Consider the following 15,651-nt stretch of genomic DNA (forward strand, 5'->3'; position numbering starts at 1 on the left):
GGTTATAAATGGTAACTATTGTCCAAATCGGACTATCAACAAGCACTAAAAGCCGGGTTTCTCAAGCGAAGTCTCGTTGTAGTATTAAATCTATTGACAAAAATGATAGATTGATGTATACTATATGTATAATCAGTATACACACTAAAGGAATCTATCATGAAGCGCGTACAAATAATTTTAGAAGAGTGGCAACATCAATGGCTATCAACAGAAGCCCAGCGTCAAAATGAAAGCATGTCGGCTTTGCTACGGCAAATCCTTACCGAAGGCATTGAGCGTCGCCGGGCCGAAGATTGGACCGACGATCCCTTGTGGGGCATTATCGGCCTGGCCGAAGGCCCCAACGATGGCATTACCAGTGAAAATCTCGACGAGTTTATTTACCAAACCAACTGGCGCAATCGCCCCCTATTAAAGGTGGCCGAAGATGACCCAAACAATCGCTGACACCAGTGGCCTGTATGCCCTGGTAGACCGCAAAGACCCTCACCATGCCGAAGCCGTGGCTTTTCTAAAAACGTATGCCGCGGTTGGCAGTTTGCTGGTGTCTAACCACATTTTTGACGAGGCGATGACGACTGTAAAGGCGCGGCTGGGGATGCAGGTAGCTTTGCAATTGGGTATTCGTTTGCGTAACAGCCGGTTTGTGGAAATGGTTGTTTTTTCAACAGCTGAGGAACAAGAAACCTGGCGTATTTTCAGCCGTTACACCGATAAGGGATGGAGCTATACCGACTGCGCCTGCCTGGCCTTGGCCCAACAGCGAAATATTCAGCAGGCCTTTAGTTTTGACCATCACTTTAGGCAAATGGGTTTGACCATCTTACCCTGATCAAAGAATTGCTCGACAATACCTTCGATGCTATACTTTCTCAATATATTCGGTGTGTATTCTTCCGGCCTCAACAGAACTTTACAAAACCAGACGTGGGAAACTGATAAATCATGGAACGTGAAGAAGTTATCCAGCTTATCGAAACCGCACATTATCAAAATGAAACTCCTGACTTACGCCATCTTGATTTGCGCCGCACCGAGTTAAAAGGAGTCAACCTGGCCGGTGTTGATCTGCGCTACGCCAACTTGAGCGGCGTTGATCTCAGCGAAACCACCCTCAATGAGGCCAATATGACCGGCGCCGATTTAAGCAAAGCCAACTTGACCAACAGCACCTTGCAAGGGGCCAACCTGCTGGGGGCCAACCTGGCTGAGACCAACCTGGAAAACGCCAACCTGCTTGAGGCCACTTTGCGCAATGCCAATTTACGCCGGGCCAATTTGCGCCAAGCCAAACTGGTTGAAACCACTTTACGCGGCGCCGGGCTGGTGGTGGCCGACCTGCACGAAGGCAACCTGGAAGGAGCCAACCTGATCAAGGCCGATCTAAGCGGCGCTATGGTCACCAACGAACAACTCAGCAAAACAAAAAGTCTCAAAGGGGCCATTCTACCCGATGGCACCACCCATGCCTAGAGGAGATCAATGAGCCATCTTGCCTCGTTCCTGGCCCAATATCGCCGTGAAGCTATTTTATGGGCCAAAACTGTGCTGGCCGATGAAAAAGCCATCATTCTTGACACCGAGACAACCGGCCTGGACGACCAGGCCGAGATTGTGGAAATTGCCGTTATTGATACCGCCGGCCGGACCTTGTTGGACACCCCGGTCAAACCCAAGGGTCGGATACCGGCGGATGCTTCGGCCCTGCACGGTCTCACCGCCGCCGACGTGGCTACGGCCCCTATCTGGGCTGAGCTGGATGAGCAGGTTCACAAAATATTGCGCGGCGCTTCTCGCATTGTGATCTACAATGCGGCTTACGACACCCGCTTGATCCGCCAAACTCGTAAACTCTACGCCCTGCCGGCCGTAAGGATTCCATGCCAGCGTTATGAATGTGCCATGCAGCGCTACGCCGAATTTTGCGGTCAATGGTCAGACCGGCGCCAGAGTTTTAAATGGCAGCGCCTGGATGGCGGGCACCGCGCCCTGGGCGATTGCCTGGCTACCCTGAATGCGCTCAAACGGATGGCCGAAACCGATCTATGAGCGAACTGATCCAAAGTTTCCCTACCCCCACTATTAGCCAGACCATAGGCGCGTGGGCCAACAAATGGATGTTGTGGCTGGCTAAACACTGGCTGGCCGCAGCCAATACATTTTTCTTTCTTTACGTGGGTCTGCCTTTTCTGGCCCCGCTGCTGCTGGCCAACGGCCAGGCGGGCGGCGCCAATTTTATCTATTGGTGGTATCACTTGCTCTGCCATTCACTACCCTCGCGCACTTATTTTATTGCCGGGGAGCAGGTTTGTCTTTGCCATCGCTGTATGGCCATTTATGGGACCATTTTTGTAGGGGGCGTTTTTTTTGGTTTGGTGCGTCACCGGCTCAAGTCGTTACCACCTAAATGGTACGCTCTTTTTGTGCTGCCCATGGCCCTGGACGGGGGGATGGGCCTGGCCAGCGAGTTGGCCCAGTTTGTGCCCATAACCATTTTGTCCATTGTGGGCCTGGCGGTTGTGGGCCTGGTGGGCCTTTTGTTGTTGAGCCAAAAACAACTCACCTGGCCGGTGGCTGTTTTTCTGGGCTGCGGGGTGTTAGCGTTGGGCTATTTGCAATTTATTGGCCCTCATCAGAGCAATCTTTTTCTCCGCAATTTTACCGGCTTTGCCTTTGGCCTGGGTACCGTGTGGGTGGCCTATCCGCTCCTGCAAGAAGGCTTTGACGACATCCGGCAGGAGACAAGCGCCCAATTAACCTCAATAATGAAAAAGTAGGCTGCGTATGCAGACTCCCAGAATACTTGCCCTGATCCCTGCCCATAACGAAGCCCCGCGCATTGCGCCGGTAATAACCGGGGCGCTGGCTCACCTGCCCGTTTTAGTGGTAGACGACGGCTCCGGCGACGAAACCGCCGCCCTGGCCGAAGCGCAGGGAGCCATTACCTTGCGCCAAACTCCCAACCAGGGCAAGGGCATTGCCCTGCGCACCGGCTTCCATTGGGCCATTGACCAAAATTTTGAGGCTGTGCTAACCCTTGACGCCGACGGCCAGCACGATCCCGCCGAAATCCCCAAATTTCTGGAGGCTTACCAGGTTCGGCATGCCGACCTCATCATTGGCGCCCGAAACTTCAGCCAGATGCCGGCGGTGCGTCGTCTGGCCAACTCTTTGGGGCGCTGGAGTTTTTCTTGGGCCATTGGCCAGCCTATCCGGGACAACCAATCCGGCTACCGTTTGATCAGCCGTCGCCTGCTTGACGCCTTACTCACCAGCCGCGAGCAGGGTTTTGAATTTGAGGTAGAAATGATTGTCACCTGTATCCGCTGCGGTTTTAGCCTGGATTGGGTGCCTATCAGCACCATCTACGCCGGTGAGTCGAGCCACATTCATCCCCTCCGCCACACCCAAAATTTTTTCCGGGTGGTGTGGCAAACCCGGCAAAGCATGCGCCGGGCCAAACCATTAAAGGAAAACTGACCCGATGAACCAGACCATTGAGATCATCAATCGTGTTTTGCCCATTCTGCTCCTGATTTTTCTGGGCAACTGGATCCGCCGGTCAAATTTTCTCCTTGAAACTACGGTAGAGGATTTACGCAAGATTGTGGTTAATCTGGCCCTGCCGGCGGTTCTTTTCATCTCTTTTCTGGGGGTCGAATTTAAATCGGCCTTTTTTGTTATTTTTGGCTTTACGTTTACGCTTTGCATCCTGCTGTTTCTGCTGGGAAAATTCATCAAACAACAATTCAATATTCAATACGGCTACTTTCCTTACCTGACCACCGGCTTTGAATACGGGATGCTGGGCATCAGCCTCTTTGGCAGCGCCTACGGTCTGGAGAGAATTGGGTATATTGCGGTGGTGGACCTGGGCCACGAGATTTTTATCTGGTTTGTTTTTTTGCCGCTACTGCTGATGAAACGAGATGGCGGGCAAAATCTTGGAGGCGTGACCAAAGCTTTTTTCACCTCGCCGGTGGTGATAGGCATTGTGGCGGGCATTGCGCTCAATGCGGCCGGGGCGCAGGAGTGGCTATACCAACAGCCCCTCACCGGTGGTTTGATGGCCGCCCTGCAATTTTTGGCCAATATGACCATCCCCCTGATCCTGATCATCGTTGGCTATGGCATCAAGTTTGACCGTCACGGAATCAAAGAGGCCCTGCCGCTCGTGGCGATCCGCCTGACTATTCTCATCCCCCTGGCCCTGCTCTTGAACATCTTTTTGATCCGGGGTCTGTTGCAGCTTGACCGGTTTTTTGAAGCCGCCTTGTTTACGTTGTTCATTCTACCCCCGCCCTTTATTGTGCCCCTCTATGTGAGGCCGGATATTACCGTTGGCCAAAAAAGCTACATCAACAACGTGCTTACCCTGCACACCATTATTTCGATTGCCGTTTATATTGTCTATTTTGCCCTGAATCCGGGAGCATAACCCGGACAAGTTAGCCCTAAACATAACGGGGGCCAATCATGAACCTCCAAGAAAAGTTAGAGCAGGGTATTGCTGCGGCTGAGGCCGGCCGCAAAAAAGAAGCCCGGAAACTCTTGGCGGAAGTGGTGCAGGCCGACGAAAACCGGCTTGAAGCGTGGCTGTGGTTGAGCCAGGTAGTTGACAGCCTGGAAGATAAAATCGTCTGCCTGGAAAATGCTCTCACCCTGGACCCGCACAATCAACTTGCCCAAGACCAACTATCCCTGGTAAAAAGCAGGCAAGAAAAACTCTTTGCGCCCACCTACGCCCCCGGCGATGAAGAACCGCCGCCCCAGGTTGTCCCTCTGCCTGAGCCGCCCCTGGAAATCAAAGCCGTATATCCCCACCAGCCGGACGAGTTTGACAATCCCTGGCTGTGCTCTTATTGCACCGCGCCAACCCGGCCCCAGGATAAAGTTTGTCCTGCCTGCCGCCATGCCCTCATCATTCGCCAGCGGATGAAAGAGGAACGCACAGTTTGGTTGTGGCGGGGTATTTTTCTCCAGTTTACGCTGGCCTTTATCTTGCTGGCTCTTGGTTTGGTCTATTTTGCCCTGATTGCCAGATTGAACGGTTTCCCCAGCCCCTTTCCCTTTTTGCCCGCTTATTTTGGCCGGCCAGTTGACCAGCCGGAAGAATTGAAACAAATCATATTAACGCTTTTTCCGCCCTGGGCTTTTTGGGGCGGGGTGGGCGCCACGGTATATTCGTTGCTGCTAATGCTCCTGTTATATTTCCGGGTGCCAAATGGGCACATTTTGTACCTGATCAATGGTGGGGCTATGCTAATTGTGGGCCTGCTGGGAGCGATATTATTTTATTACTCTCTCCCCATCGTGATGGCCTTTGGAGTTGTTATGCTCATCGCTGCGGCGCAATTATTTATTACCATGAACCTGTGGTACGATTTCACCTTTGTCGAAACCCGGCTGCGTTTGGTCATTGACCCTGGCGTCAAAGGCCATACTTCATTTTTCATCAGCGGCCGCAATTATAGTGAAAAGGGCATGTGGGGCCGGGCCGTTATCCATTTACGCCGGGCCATTGCCGCCGAGCCGGGGCATCCCCTCTACCACCTCGCCTTGATCGTGGCTTATATGAACATCAAAAGGTACGACCTGGCCCAAAAGGCCCTGACCAGGGCCGAAGAACTGGAACCCCACTCAGAAAAAATTGCGCAATTGAAAAAAGAGTTAGCTATTCGGTTGGGCCGGGCCGGGGGGGGCCAGCCGAACGCGTTTCCCACAAGATAGCCTGATTCCGCAAAAAATGACTGTCGCCGCCGGATAAAATCAAAAACAGGCCCAAACTGATCCAAAAATAGGGAGTCGCAAACGATAAAATGATCATCCCAGTTTTTCTGCTGTTTGTTTTAAGCTCATTGGGCGGGTTGGCCGTCGGGCTATATTACCAAAAAACAATCCTTCTCCTGGCTTTGAATATTCTTTGGTGGCTGGGTTCGTTTATTTCGGCCTATTTTGTCTGCCTGGCCTGGTTAGACAGGAGCTATTCTGAAAATTGGGCCATGCTTGGTTTTATTTTTTTCTCGTTGCCCTACATTTTGTTAACGGCCATCATGCTCATGCTTGAGCTTTTTTTTACCAGGCAGTGGCCGGGCGACAAAACGCGGCAATGGCTTAAATGGACCGCCACCCTGCTCCTTATATTTTTAGCTTTTCAGTTGGTGGGAGGATTTGTTTCAGCTTAGGCTGGGCTGCCCCATCCTATCGCCTCAAATGGGGACAGGCCCAAATTTCGCATACACCTTGACATTCCCAACGAGAGACGGTATAATTGTTTATGTCAATCGCACAAATGAGCGATTAGTCAGGAGGCGAAATTATGGCTGATAGTCAAATACCCTTGTTCCCTCAACGGGGCGCAAAAGGGCAATATGGGCCGCCGCTCACCCAAATAAAATCGGTGGATTCCAACTCGTCCCTGGCCACTGCGGCCAGCGCCTATTACGACCATATGGTGCGGCAAGGATTTTCGGAACATACTATCAAAGCTTTTTCCGGGGATTTGCGGCTGCTGCAAAAATACTTTAGTGGCAGTATGATCATTAGCAAGTTGGGCACCAAGGATTTAAACGACTTTTTGACCTGGCTGTTGCATTACCGGGGCGTGCCGTGCAGCCCTAAATCTTACGCCCGGCGGGTGACCACCCTCAAGAATTTTTTTGGCTGGCTGGCCAGCGTGCAAGCTATCCCGCACGATCCATCGGCGGCGATTGTGCATACCAGGGTTAAAGCGCCGCTGCCCCTTTATCTTACAGACGAGCAGGTAGAAAAATTATTAGATGCGGCTGAAAGAAAATTGAACGGTGAAAAGCCCGATCCCCGGCCCTATCTATTGGCGCACTTGGTTTTTCAAACCGGCATCAAAAAGGCCGAGTGTGTGGGCATTGCCCTGCGCGATATTGATCGTTCCGGCAACCGGCCCACCGTGCTCATTCGTTACAGTAATCCCCGCTTGCAGCATAAAGAACGCAAATTGGCTTTTGACGCCGAATTATTGCCGGTGCTGGACCAGTATCTTGAAAAATACCAACCCAAAGAAAATCTATTTGAATGTACGCCCCGGAACCTGGAATACGTTCTGGCCGATCTTTCCGAAATGGCCGGCTTGGCGAACCAAGTTTCTTTTGAAATGCTGCGCTGGACCTCGGCTTTGCGTGATTACCGCGACGGAATGGACCACGACCACCTGCGCCAAAAATTGGGTTTATCCAAAATCACCTGGCGCGAGACTTCTGAAAAATTGGCCAAGATCGCCGAACCGGGTTTGTGAAACTGCCTCACCTACCGACGAAGGTTGCTGGTTATGACCATCATTATGCTCATTTTTGTGACCGCTCTATTTTTTGCCGGGGTGGGAACCCCCCTGGTCAGGAAAATTGCCCTAAAATCAGGCTTTATCGCGGTGCCCAAAACCGACCGCGCCCATTCTGAACCCACGGCGTTATTGGGCGGGCTGGCTATTTACGCCGCCGCCATCATCGCCTTACTATTGATTACAGTGCTGGTAATGCAATTGGCCGGAAATCCGTTCAGATTGCAGGAATTTGCCAGCATTGTGATGGGCGCAAGTTTGATGGCGGCCATTGGCCTATGGGATGATAGACGGGCCTTGCCGGCCTGGGCCAAGTTGGGCCTGCAATTCATCACCATTCCATTGGTATTTTTAAGCGGGGTCAGCGTGCAGTTGCCCCTGCCAAGCATACCCTTTGGGTACGAGGTTATAAATTTTATCATCACCGCCTTTTGGATTTTGTTCATCACCAATGCCGTCAATTATCAAGACAATGCCGACGGCGTGGCCATTATGACCAGCGTTACCACGAGCGCTATTTTTCTGTTGATTGCCATTCTAAATGGCCAACAATTGGTCTCGGTTTTGGCCGCAGCCGTGCTGGGCGCGAGTTTGGGCTTTGCCCGCTACAGCCTGCCCCTGCCTAAAACCACCATTTTTATGGGTGATGCCGGTTCCTTGTTTTTGGGCTACCTGCTGGCCATCTTGGGCATCAAAATCCGGATTCCGAGCAATGTAATTCAAATAACTTGGATGGTGCCCATTATTGTTTTGGGCCTGCCCATTTTTGATACAACACTGGTGCTTATCTCGCGGACCCGGCGAGGTATTTCTTTTTTCCGGGGAGGTGTAGATCACACCACGCATCGTATGGCCCGTTTGGGCATGGACAAATTATCGGTTGCCTTGGCCACCTGTGTTATCAGCGGGGCGCTGGGGTTGATTGCTATTTTTGTTACCCAGGCTTCCCTCACCCAGGCGTACATCATTCTGGGTAGCTTGATTCTGCTCTCGGTTTATGCCCTTTGGCGGCTGGAGTTTAATGCTTCTGACCATCTAAAAACAGGCGCTACCGCGTCTCTACCATCATTAGAAACGCCAGTACAATTGGAGGGCGACCCTCCCTCGTTGGTTTGAAGCCTCCTTTTTGCCATAAACCCAAAACTCATCAAAAAAATCATCCCCGGCAGAGAATCAAAACGCCCGCCAAATTATCCGGCGGGCGTTATTTATCTTTTGGCAACAGATAGATTTTAACATCCACCTGGCTTCTCGCCGTTTTTGAGCAGAGGGAGCACCATGGTAAAAACACTGCCCACGTTGGGTTCGCTCTCAACCCACACCTTGCCGCCATGCTGCTCGGTAATGGTTTTGACAATGGCTAACCCCAAGCCGGTGCCCGGCAATTCATCATCCGCCTCAGGCCGGGCGCGAAAGAACTTTTCAAAAACCCGGGGCAAATCTTTGGCCCTGATGCCAGGGCCGTTGTCAATAACGGAAATCAGAGCCTGATTATCTTTTTGGTCAAGTTTGACCCGAATTTGCCCCTTTTGGGGGGTATATTTGATGGCATTATCTAACAAGTTGCTGAAGGCCCTGGACAATAAAACATTGTTGCCGGCAACGACCAAATTTTTAGAGGTATCCAAGACCAGCTCAACTTTCTTTGATCTGGCCAGGGGCCGCATGGCATCAACGCTGGTTTCAACGGTATCTTGCAGGTCAATCTCCTCCCGGGCCAGCTCTTCTAATCGTTCCAATCGGCTCAATTCCAGCAGGTCTTCAATCAGGGCCTTCATCAAATTGGCCGCCCGCGCCACGCCCAACAAATCTTCCTCCTGGCGTTCCGTTACCGGGCCGTCCATCCGCACCAACTCTACGTAGCCCTTTACCGTAGCCAGAGGCGTGCGCAAATCGTGCGTAAAGGCCGTTACAAAGTCGCGCTTCATTTTATCCAATTCTTTGAAGGCGCTGATGTCGCGCAAAACAGTTACCCGCCCCAGGGCGGGGATGTCGGTGATGCTGGCCCACATGGTTCGACCATCAGGTAGAAGCACTTCGCCGGTAACAGGCGAGTCAGGGCTAAAAAGCTTCAATAAGTCGGTATTGTTGGTTAGTTCAGCCAGCGAGCGATTCTCCCAGGGGCAACCGTTCAACTCCATCATCTCTTGCGCTGCCGGGTTCAAGAGCAAGACAATATTCTCCGACGAGGTCACCAACACGGCATCCTGGGTGCTGCTAATGATGGCCGAAAGTTTAATCCGTTCTTGCTCTGTTTCTTTATATAACTGCGCGTTTTCCAGGGCAATGGCCGCCTGACCGGCAATGGCATTGACCAAGAGTAATTCATCCTCTTTGAACTTGTTAGGCTCGTCGTGCACCAGGGTTAAAACCCCCCTAATTCTCTGGCGACGTTTGAGCGGCGTAGCAATCACCGAGCGCACATCATAGGGCTGGTTATCATAAACCACCCAGCGGCTATCCTGGTGCGTATCATAGATAATGCCGCCCTCGCCGTGTTTTAAAACCCAACCGGCAAAACCTTCCGTTAATACCTTGCCCACAATCCGGTTAGCCCGGTCGCTGCTCACCTCTTGCTGCAAAATAAAGGCAGACACCCGATTTTGCTGGTCAAACAACATCACGCTGCCGGTGCTGGCATTGAGATAAGACACGGTCAGGTCAAGCACCCGCCGCAACATTTTGTCCGGGTCAAGGTCCTTATTCAATTCATCGCTGATACGATTTAATAGATTTAAACGCTCTTGCATAGGCTGGATATTGATTAGGACTACTATCCTAGCCTAATTATAGCATAATTTGGGCAAGATATACAACGTCCGGTTAAGATATTATGTCGTTATAAAATATAGGGAAACCCTATATTTGGGGTAGTTTTGCGGCAAGGGCCTGGGCTTGTCGCCACTCTGCCGGGGTATTGATATTGATAAACGAGTGAAATTGGGGGTCGAATTTAGCTATTTCGTCTCGCTTCACATGGCGCACTGATACGTCGTCAAAAAAATCAGTAACGCGCAAACGCCGGGCTTGCAAGCAAGTTTGAATAGCCGGTAAACAGCGTTGGCTATAAACAGCGTGCAGGGTTTCAGGCCGGCTTGGTTCCATTAAGGGAATGATCGCTTCGGCGGTGGGGGCCAGGTGGAGGAGATGGCGCAATAATTCAACCTGCAAAAAAGGCATATCACAGGCTACCACTAAAACATAATCATAACGGGCCGCGTTAAGCGCAGTATAAATGCCCCCCAGCGCTCCCCGATGGGGGTAAATATCGGGCACGCTCCGGTGGCCAAATTGTCGGTACTTTTCCGGCGAGTTGGTAATAAGCCAAAGATCATCCGTGAGCGGCTTCACCCGCGCCAAAATCCGCTCGATCACCAATTGCCCGCCCACTTCCAAAAACGCCTTGTCGCGCTTCATCCGCCGGCTCTGCCCGCCGGCCAATATTGCTACACTGACCATACCCGTCAATTAAAAAAGCCCGTAGCCACTACCCCAACCTACCGCGACACGGGCTTTGCGAGAATTATGCTTTAATTACCGCTTAAGCCTAGCTGCTTTCAGATAAATACCTCACCGCCTCGCCCACGGTAGTGATCTTCTGAGCCTCTTCGTCGGAAATCTCCCCGCCAAATTCCTCCTCAAAGGCCATGATCAATTCCACCAGGTCCAGAGAATCGGCTTCCAGGTCGTCTCGAAAGTTGGCCTCCATGGTCACGTCGCTTTCGTCGGCGCCAAGCTGTTCTACAATGATTTCTTTTACTTTTTCAAAGATTTCTTCTTGACTCATTTGCGCATATCTCCTTATGGGATTGATTTTGTATTTGCTTTAATGCGAAGCAGAAATTTGATGCATTTTACCAACGCCTGCCAAAACTGTCAATATAGACTTCATCCTCCAATGGGTCGCAAAAACTTGTTTGAGCCCAAATCTGGCTTGAGAACGAGAAAAACGAGAATGATGATAGATTAGTTTGACTAGGGCCGGGGACGCTGGTAAACTGCCCAGGCAAAAACATTAACCTTATCTATAACCCCTTTGCTTCTAAACAGTTACGCCTTAGGCTGACACACCATGCACGAACAAAGAAAATCAGACCATATTCGCATCAATCTGGAAGAAGATGTAAATTTTAAGCAGTTGACCACTGGCCTGGAAAATTACCATTTTTTACACCAAGCTCTGCCGGAGATAAACCTGGCCGAGGTTGACCTTTCGCTCTCATTTTTAGGCAAAAAACTTAAAGCCCCCCTGCTCATCTCCTCGATGACCGGCGGCACCGAACAGGCCCAACTGATCAATCGCACCCTGGCCGAAGCAGCCGAGATGGCCGGCATTGCCATGGGGGTCGGTTCTCAACGCGCAGCCATAGAAGACCCCCTGCTGGCCGATACATTCCGGGTGCGGCCCATTGCCCCCACCACGGTGTTACTGGCCAATTTGGGCGCGGTGCAGCTCAATTATGGCTACACCGCCAGCCAGTGCCAACAAGCCGTTGACATGCTCGAGGCCGATGGTTTGATCCTTCACTTCAACGCCTTGCAGGAGGCGGTGCAGCCCGAAGGCGATCCAAATTTTAGCGGGCTATTGGTAAAAATTGAAGCAGTGTGCCAAAAACTTTCCGTGCCCGTCATTGCCAAAGAAGTAGGCTGGGGGTTTTCAGAGGACACCGTTCGCCGTTTGGCTAACGCCGGCATTTCGGCCCTTGACGTGGCCGGGGCCGGGGGCACCAGTTGGAGCCAGGTTGAAATGTACCGGGCCAATACCGAAATCCGGCGGCGAGTGGCGGCTACTTTTGTTGACTGGGGTGTCCCCACCGCGGAAGCATTGTTGGCCGCCCGGCGAGCCGGCCCCCACCTGCCCCTTATTGCCAGCGGGGGCTTACGCAACGGCCTGGACATAGCCAAATGTATCGCCCTGGGCGCGGCGATGGGCGGCATGGCCGGCCCCTTTCTCAAAGCGGCGGTCAGATCACGGCAGGCGGTTTTGGATGAAATTGAAATTGCCAAAACCGAAATACAAATTGCCATGTTTGCCGTTGGGGCCAACTCGATTGCCGCGCTGCAAAATACAGACCGTTTGCTGAAACAAGGGGCGGAATAAGGCCATCAGGTAAAAAAGTGTCAACAGAATTATGAACCATCCCTATAATTTTAACTTGTTAGAGGAGGTTTGATTGGCGGTTAAAGGAATCATTTTTGATTTGGGCAACACGCTCATGCGCTTTACGGGTGATTGGGAAAGCCTTAACCGGGCCGGCGCCGCAGCAATGGCCGCCTGGTATCTCAAAAAGAAACACATCAAACTGGATGCCCCGGCCCTGGTAGAAACTTTTCTGGCGGAGCGAGCCGCCGGCTGGAAAAGGGCCGGAGAAACCCAAACCGAGGTGCTGGCCCGGCAGTCTTTGCGCAACGCCCTGCAAAAGATTGACGCCCCGCCCTCAACTGAGGCTCTGCTGGAAGCGGCCCTGAAAATATTTTTTGGCCCCGAAGAAACCGCCTGGCGCAGTTATCCCGATACGGTGGATACTCTGAAATTGCTCAAAAGCCAGGGTTATCGGTTGGGGCTTTATTCTAACGCCACAGATGACGCCCTTATCCAGCGTTTGGTCAATAAGGGCGGCCTGCGGCCCTGGCTATCGCCTACTTTTAGTTCGGCGGGATGGGGTTGGCGCAAGCCCAAACGCGAAGCTTTTGATTTGATAGCCAACCGCTGGGGGCTGCCGGCCAAACAGATGGTGGTGGTGGGCGATACCCTCAACGCCGACGTGTTGGGCGCGCAAAACGCCGGGATGTTCGGCATTTTGGCAACAATGGATGAGCACCGTTCCAATGATGACCACCGCCATCTCCGGCCAAATGCGCTGGCCGCGAGTTTATCCGAGGTGCCGGGGATTATTGCCGGCCTGTGAGTGAAAAAGTCGAATGAAAATGAAAGAACTTCATCGTTATAAAGTGCGCAAAATCAACCTGCTGCCTCTGGCCAAATTTGGCTGCTTGCTGGGCGGCCTGGCCATGGTTACGCCGGGCCTGTTTTGCGCCGTGGGCAGCGTGCAGATAGTAACGGTTCTGCGGGAGCTTTTGGAGAAATGGCAAACCACCGTGTTGGACCTGTTGGGCGGCCTGGCCCCGGTTGAAATGGACTTCACCAAATTGCTGGGGCTGGAATCTGTGCTGGCCGTTTTAATTCGCCTGGATGAACAACGTTTTTTGTTGGCCTTGTTAATCATTCTTATCGGCGTTATCCTGGGCGGTTTGCTGGTGGCAGTGGGGATACTGCTGGCGGGTTGGGTGTACAACATTGTGGCTACGCTCACGGGCGGCCTGGAAGTGGAATTGCAGGAGTGATTCAAACCCAAGTCGCCATTGTGGCCAAAGAAACCGTCGCTCCGGCTTGGTGGCGCTTGATCCTCTCCGCGCCCGACCTGGCCCCTCATCTCCTGCCGGGCCAATTTTTGCTGCTGCGCTGCGCCGACCGCTTTACATGTTATTTACGCCGTCCTATTTTCCCCGCCGCCCTTGATGACGAACAGTTAACCCTTTTGTTACGCCCTGTTTCCGATCCGGGCCTGGCCTGGTTATTGGCCCGACAGGCAGGCGATAAGCTGGACGTGATTGGCCCGCTGGGCCGCGGTTTTCCCTTACCCCAGACAATGCGGAATTTATTGCTGGTCAGCGATGGCCAGGCTATTGCTCCCTTGTTAGGCCAGATGCGCCGGGCGATTGAAGCCGGAATAGCGGTGACCCTGGCTCTGGGCGCCAGTCGGGCCTCAACCCTATATCCGGTGTCGGCCTTGCCGCCGGTGGTGGAATTTCAGGCGGCTACCCTGGACGGCTCCCTGGGCCATCGCGGTTCGGTGGCGGATTTATTGCCAAATTTGCTGGTGTGGGCCGATCTTGTTTGCGCCGTTGGCTCACCACACCTTTATCGGAGTTTGCAAAGGAAAGCCAAACAGACGCGACTGGGGGCCGCCGCCAACTATCTTTTTGGGTTGATCAAACCCTACTCGCTGCTGTGTGGCGCAGGCGTTTGCCTGAGTTGCACCCTTCAAACAAACACCGGCCCTCAGTTGAGCTGTGTTGACGGCCCGGTTTTTGACCTGACGATGGTGGAGTTTGGGAAAGAATGATTGAACTGGCCCCTGACCACAAAATTGGCCTGTTCCTCTCAAATCCGGTGATGGTGGCCGCTGGCTGCGTCGGCTACGGTCAGGCGTACCGGCAGTTGATAGATCTATCGGTTTTTGGGGCGTTCGTGACCAATCCTATCACCCTGCGCCCTCGACATGGGCCGTCCCAACCCCGTCTGGTCGAAACGACAGCCGGCTTTGTGCTTGATACCGGCGCGCAGAATCCGGGGGTCAAAAAAGTGATCCGTGAATATGGCAAAATCTGGCACAATTTTGCCGTGCCGGTCATCGCCCATCTACCGGCGGCTGAGCCGGATGACTTATTTCGTACAGTTCGCGCTCTGGATACCACCGACGCTGTTGCCGCCATCGAATTGGGAATTCCCTTCCTGGCCACTCCCCGCGACATTGCCGCCTGGGTTCGGGCGGTGCGGGAGGGCTGTCTGCTGCCGGTGTTGGTCAAACTGCCCCTGGCTACAGCCCTAGAAATAGCTGAGGCAGCGGTGAGGGCGGCGGCAGATGCGTTGGTGCTTGGTTCGCCGCCGCTAGGCACAGCTTTATACCAACCCACCGGAAAAATGGTGACCGGCCATTTATATGGCCCGGCCCTGCATAGCCTTGTTTTACGGACCCTGCAAATTGTTGGGGAGTTGGTTGAGACGCCCCTTATTGCTGCCGGCGGCATCCATTCGTTGGCGGACGCGCAAGCTTTTTTGGCTGCCGGGGCTGCGGCGGTGCAGCTTGACTCGTTGTTGTGGCTTGAGCCAAAAGAGGCTGAAACTATTGCCAGGCATTTTATCGGCGCTGCTTGAGGGAAAGCAGTTGTTGAAAGTTTTGCGTTTTTACCCTGATAGTGCTATAATTTTTTTCACCCTTAGGGTGCGTAGCTCAGCTGGTTAGAGCGCACGGTTCACATCCGTGAGGTCACAAGTTCGAATCTTGTCGCGCCCACTTTTGTTTATCTGCCGGAACAGTGGATCAAACCCCTCATCCAAAAATGAGGGGGAAATTGATTTACTCCCGGCAGATGGATTTTGGAGTTTCGGATGACTCCTATCTGTGCGGCTGTTTGTTGACCAAAGCGTAGGCCCTGCCGAAACTCGGCAGGGTTTTTTGTTTGCCCAGGAGATTTCTAATGCCCTCACCATCCCATATTCCTACCTACCTTCCCCTTGAGCAGGCCGCCCGGCACTATGGCCTGCCTCAAAA

The 15,651-nt window shown here is 52.7% G+C and carries 19 protein-coding genes and 1 tRNA gene; 17 read left to right on the forward strand and 3 right to left on the reverse strand.

Going from position 1 to position 15,651, the window contains the following annotated elements; genetic code table 11:
* Nucleotides 1-159: 159 nt before the first annotated feature.
* From JW953_10580 to JW953_10630, 11 genes are all read left to right on the forward strand, one after another.
* Nucleotides 160-450: a hypothetical protein gene (locus JW953_10580; GenBank protein MBN1993139.1), complete on the forward strand. Its 291-nt coding sequence runs from the start codon at nt 160-162 to the stop codon at nt 448-450.
* Nucleotides 431-835, forward strand: coding sequence for a type II toxin-antitoxin system VapC family toxin (locus JW953_10585; protein ID MBN1993140.1), 405 nt, complete (start codon nt 431-433; stop codon nt 833-835). Before JW953_10580 ends, JW953_10585 begins: the two co-directional genes overlap by 20 nt.
* Nucleotides 836-948: 113 nt before the next feature.
* A complete protein-coding gene (locus JW953_10590; protein MBN1993141.1) occupies nt 949-1,476 on the forward strand; it encodes a pentapeptide repeat-containing protein in 528 nt (175 codons plus the stop codon).
* A 9-nt stretch (nt 1,477-1,485) separates the two neighbouring features.
* Entirely contained in the window at nt 1,486-2,052 is a 567-nt protein-coding gene (locus tag JW953_10595) for a 3'-5' exonuclease (protein ID MBN1993142.1), read from the forward strand.
* The gene (locus JW953_10600; GenBank protein ID MBN1993143.1) at nt 2,049-2,780 is read left to right on the forward strand and encodes a DUF2085 domain-containing protein; all 732 of its coding nucleotides are present in this window, start codon (nt 2,049-2,051) and stop codon (nt 2,778-2,780) included. The genes JW953_10595 and JW953_10600 overlap by 4 nt, the downstream gene beginning before the upstream one ends.
* A gap of 7 nt (nt 2,781-2,787) precedes the next feature.
* Nucleotides 2,788-3,483, forward strand: coding sequence for a glycosyltransferase family 2 protein (locus JW953_10605; GenBank protein ID MBN1993144.1), 696 nt, complete (start codon nt 2,788-2,790; stop codon nt 3,481-3,483).
* A 4-nt stretch (nt 3,484-3,487) separates the two neighbouring features.
* Entirely contained in the window at nt 3,488-4,441 is a 954-nt protein-coding gene (locus JW953_10610; GenBank protein ID MBN1993145.1) for a hypothetical protein, read from the forward strand.
* A 38-nt stretch (nt 4,442-4,479) separates the two neighbouring features.
* Nucleotides 4,480-5,733, forward strand: a complete 1,254-nt coding sequence (locus JW953_10615) for a hypothetical protein (GenBank protein MBN1993146.1) — start codon at nt 4,480-4,482, stop codon at nt 5,731-5,733.
* A gap of 89 nt (nt 5,734-5,822) precedes the next feature.
* The gene (locus tag JW953_10620; protein MBN1993147.1) at nt 5,823-6,188 is read left to right on the forward strand and encodes a hypothetical protein; all 366 of its coding nucleotides are present in this window, start codon (nt 5,823-5,825) and stop codon (nt 6,186-6,188) included.
* A 134-nt stretch (nt 6,189-6,322) separates the two neighbouring features.
* Nucleotides 6,323-7,273, forward strand: a complete 951-nt coding sequence (locus JW953_10625) for a tyrosine-type recombinase/integrase (GenBank protein MBN1993148.1) — start codon at nt 6,323-6,325, stop codon at nt 7,271-7,273.
* Between the two features lie 33 nt (nt 7,274-7,306).
* Nucleotides 7,307-8,431 (forward strand): undecaprenyl/decaprenyl-phosphate alpha-N-acetylglucosaminyl 1-phosphate transferase, encoded by a 1,125-nt coding sequence (locus tag JW953_10630; protein ID MBN1993149.1) that lies wholly within the window; start codon nt 7,307-7,309, stop codon nt 8,429-8,431.
* A gap of 116 nt (nt 8,432-8,547) precedes the next feature.
* Here the strand turns inward: JW953_10630 and JW953_10635 are convergent, their stop codons facing one another.
* From JW953_10635 to acpP, 3 genes are all read right to left on the reverse strand, one after another.
* Nucleotides 8,548-10,065 (reverse strand): GAF domain-containing protein, encoded by a 1,518-nt coding sequence (locus JW953_10635; protein MBN1993150.1) that lies wholly within the window; start codon nt 10,063-10,065, stop codon nt 8,548-8,550.
* Between the two features lie 109 nt (nt 10,066-10,174).
* The gene (locus JW953_10640) at nt 10,175-10,774 is read right to left on the reverse strand and encodes a molybdenum cofactor guanylyltransferase (protein ID MBN1993151.1); all 600 of its coding nucleotides are present in this window, start codon (nt 10,772-10,774) and stop codon (nt 10,175-10,177) included.
* An 88-nt stretch (nt 10,775-10,862) separates the two neighbouring features.
* Nucleotides 10,863-11,102 carry an acyl carrier protein gene (gene acpP / locus JW953_10645; protein MBN1993152.1) on the reverse strand — a complete coding sequence of 80 codons (240 nt, stop codon included), beginning with the start codon at nt 11,100-11,102 and terminating at the stop codon, nt 10,863-10,865.
* Between the two features lie 285 nt (nt 11,103-11,387).
* Here acpP and JW953_10650 point away from each other — a divergent pair, with 285 nt between their 5' ends.
* The 6 genes from JW953_10650 to JW953_10675 all read left to right on the forward strand — a co-directional run bounded on the left by JW953_10650 (nt 11,388) and on the right by JW953_10675 (nt 15,393).
* The gene (locus JW953_10650) at nt 11,388-12,416 is read left to right on the forward strand and encodes a type 2 isopentenyl-diphosphate Delta-isomerase (protein ID MBN1993153.1); all 1,029 of its coding nucleotides are present in this window, start codon (nt 11,388-11,390) and stop codon (nt 12,414-12,416) included.
* Between the two features lie 73 nt (nt 12,417-12,489).
* Nucleotides 12,490-13,224 (forward strand): HAD family hydrolase, encoded by a 735-nt coding sequence (locus tag JW953_10655; GenBank protein ID MBN1993154.1) that lies wholly within the window; start codon nt 12,490-12,492, stop codon nt 13,222-13,224.
* Nucleotides 13,225-13,237: 13 nt separating this feature from the next.
* Nucleotides 13,238-13,660, forward strand: coding sequence for a hypothetical protein (locus JW953_10660; GenBank protein ID MBN1993155.1), 423 nt, complete (start codon nt 13,238-13,240; stop codon nt 13,658-13,660).
* The gene (locus JW953_10665) at nt 13,657-14,442 is read left to right on the forward strand and encodes a hypothetical protein (protein ID MBN1993156.1); all 786 of its coding nucleotides are present in this window, start codon (nt 13,657-13,659) and stop codon (nt 14,440-14,442) included. The genes JW953_10660 and JW953_10665 overlap by 4 nt, the downstream gene beginning before the upstream one ends.
* Entirely contained in the window at nt 14,439-15,254 is an 816-nt protein-coding gene (locus JW953_10670; protein ID MBN1993157.1) for a nitronate monooxygenase, read from the forward strand. The genes JW953_10665 and JW953_10670 overlap by 4 nt, the downstream gene beginning before the upstream one ends.
* A 65-nt stretch (nt 15,255-15,319) precedes the next feature.
* A tRNA-Val gene (locus tag JW953_10675) sits at nt 15,320-15,393 on the forward strand.
* Nucleotides 15,394-15,651 lie beyond the last annotated feature (258 nt).

This window comes from Anaerolineae bacterium (genome assembly GCA_016931895.1).
Taxonomy (GTDB): domain Bacteria; phylum Chloroflexota; class Anaerolineae; order 4572-78; family J111; genus JAFGNV01.

Coding starts and splice junctions, on each gene's coding strand:
- JW953_10580 (MBN1993139.1), top strand. CDS start 160: ATGAAGCGCGTACAAATAATTTTAGAAGAGTGGCAACATCAATGGCTA.
- JW953_10585 (MBN1993140.1), top strand. CDS start 431: ATGACCCAAACAATCGCTGACACCAGTGGCCTGTATGCCCTGGTAGAC.
- JW953_10590 (MBN1993141.1), top strand. CDS start 949: ATGGAACGTGAAGAAGTTATCCAGCTTATCGAAACCGCACATTATCAA.
- JW953_10595 (MBN1993142.1), top strand. CDS start 1,486: ATGAGCCATCTTGCCTCGTTCCTGGCCCAATATCGCCGTGAAGCTATT.
- JW953_10600 (MBN1993143.1), top strand. CDS start 2,049: ATGAGCGAACTGATCCAAAGTTTCCCTACCCCCACTATTAGCCAGACC.
- JW953_10605 (MBN1993144.1), top strand. CDS start 2,788: ATGCAGACTCCCAGAATACTTGCCCTGATCCCTGCCCATAACGAAGCC.
- JW953_10610 (MBN1993145.1), top strand. CDS start 3,488: ATGAACCAGACCATTGAGATCATCAATCGTGTTTTGCCCATTCTGCTC.
- JW953_10615 (MBN1993146.1), top strand. CDS start 4,480: ATGAACCTCCAAGAAAAGTTAGAGCAGGGTATTGCTGCGGCTGAGGCC.
- JW953_10620 (MBN1993147.1), top strand. CDS start 5,823: ATGATCATCCCAGTTTTTCTGCTGTTTGTTTTAAGCTCATTGGGCGGG.
- JW953_10625 (MBN1993148.1), top strand. CDS start 6,323: ATGGCTGATAGTCAAATACCCTTGTTCCCTCAACGGGGCGCAAAAGGG.
- JW953_10630 (MBN1993149.1), top strand. CDS start 7,307: ATGACCATCATTATGCTCATTTTTGTGACCGCTCTATTTTTTGCCGGG.
- JW953_10635 (MBN1993150.1), bottom strand. CDS start 10,065: ATGCAAGAGCGTTTAAATCTATTAAATCGTATCAGCGATGAATTGAAT.
- JW953_10640 (MBN1993151.1), bottom strand. CDS start 10,774: ATGGTCAGTGTAGCAATATTGGCCGGCGGGCAGAGCCGGCGGATGAAG.
- acpP (MBN1993152.1), bottom strand. CDS start 11,102: ATGAGTCAAGAAGAAATCTTTGAAAAAGTAAAAGAAATCATTGTAGAA.
- JW953_10650 (MBN1993153.1), top strand. CDS start 11,388: ATGCACGAACAAAGAAAATCAGACCATATTCGCATCAATCTGGAAGAA.
- JW953_10660 (MBN1993155.1), top strand. CDS start 13,238: ATGAAAATGAAAGAACTTCATCGTTATAAAGTGCGCAAAATCAACCTG.
- JW953_10670 (MBN1993157.1), top strand. CDS start 14,439: ATGATTGAACTGGCCCCTGACCACAAAATTGGCCTGTTCCTCTCAAAT.